The sequence below is a fragment of the Streptomyces sp. NPDC091376 genome, from assembly GCF_044757085.1.
Taxonomy (GTDB): domain Bacteria; phylum Actinomycetota; class Actinomycetes; order Streptomycetales; family Streptomycetaceae; genus Streptomyces; species Streptomyces pratisoli.
Genome location: NZ_JBIVUF010000076.1, coordinates 1 through 1,178, shown reverse-complemented (window position 1 = coordinate 1,178; position 1,178 = coordinate 1). Strand labels below are relative to the sequence as shown.

General features: G+C 73.5%; 1 protein-coding gene. It reads right to left on the bottom strand.

Going from position 1 to position 1,178, the window contains the following annotated elements; translation table 11 throughout:
- The coding region (locus ACIQMR_RS38405; RefSeq protein WP_401397809.1) for a serine/threonine-protein kinase at positions 1-1,178 on the bottom strand (1,178 nt) is incomplete at both ends.

The window sequence follows — 1,178 nt, the reverse complement described above, 5'->3', positions numbered from 1 at the left end:
CGGCGGGGTCGTCGACCCGCACCCATCCGTCCTCCTCGGCCGATGGTGTCGTCTTGCCGCCCGACGCGCCGGACACGGTGGACGAACCGGGGTCCTCCTTGCCCTGGCCGCCGTCGTCCGCGTAGCGCAGTGCCAGGAATCCCGCCCCGCCTCCGACGACCGCCGCCAGTGCGACGACGAGCAGCGTCCTGCGCCAACGACCGGAACGTTTCCGCACCGGCACCGCCGCGGTGGACGGGTGTGCGTGCCCGTCCGGTACGTGCGGCCCGGCGAGCACCGCCGTCGCCGCGCGCCGCTCCTCGGCGTCCACGGACCGTGTCGGGACGTACTCCTGCGCCGACTTGGGGCGGCGGCCCTCCATCGCCTCCAGCAGCATCCGCTCGGCCTCGTCGGCCGGCGGGCGCAGCCCGGGCTCCTTGCGCAGCAGCGCGGTGATGACCGGCCCGAGCGGTCCCGCGTGCTCGGCGGGCGGCGGCTCCTCGGTCACCACGGCCTGCATCGTGGACAGCGGTGACGTACGGCGGAAGGGCGAGGTCCCCTCCACCGCGGTGTAGAGCGTGGCGCCCAGGGACCACAGGTCGGAGGCGGGCCCCGGGTCGCCGCCGCGTACCCGCTCGGGGGCCAGGTAGTCGATCGAGCCGACCAGTTCACCGGTCCTGGTGATGGTCGAGTCGCCCTCGATCGCGGCGATGCCGAAGTCGGTGAGCAGGACCCGTCGGTCGGAGGCGAGCAGCACATTGCCCGGCTTCACGTCGCGGTGCAGCACTCCGGCGGCGTGCGCGGCGCGCAGTGCGCCGAGGACGTGCAGACCGATGCGGGCGGCCTCGGCCGGCGGGATACGGCCCGACTCCTTGGCCGCGTCGGCGAGTGACGGCCCGTCGACGTACTGCATCACGATCCACGGCCGGCCGTCGTGCTCCAGGACGTCATGGACGGTCACGACGTTGGGGTGGCTGATACGGGCTGCCGCGCGGGCTTCCTTCTGGGTGCGCGCGTGCAGCACCGTACGGTCCGCCTCGGACACGTACAGACCGGCGGTGAGTTCCTTGACGGCGACGGTTCTGTGCAGGACTTCGTCCTGGGCGCGCCAGACCTTGCCCATGCCGCCCCGGCCGATGGTCTCGGTCAGCCGGTACCGGCCTGCCAGCAGCAGTCCCGCTGCCGTACTCGCGCTCTGT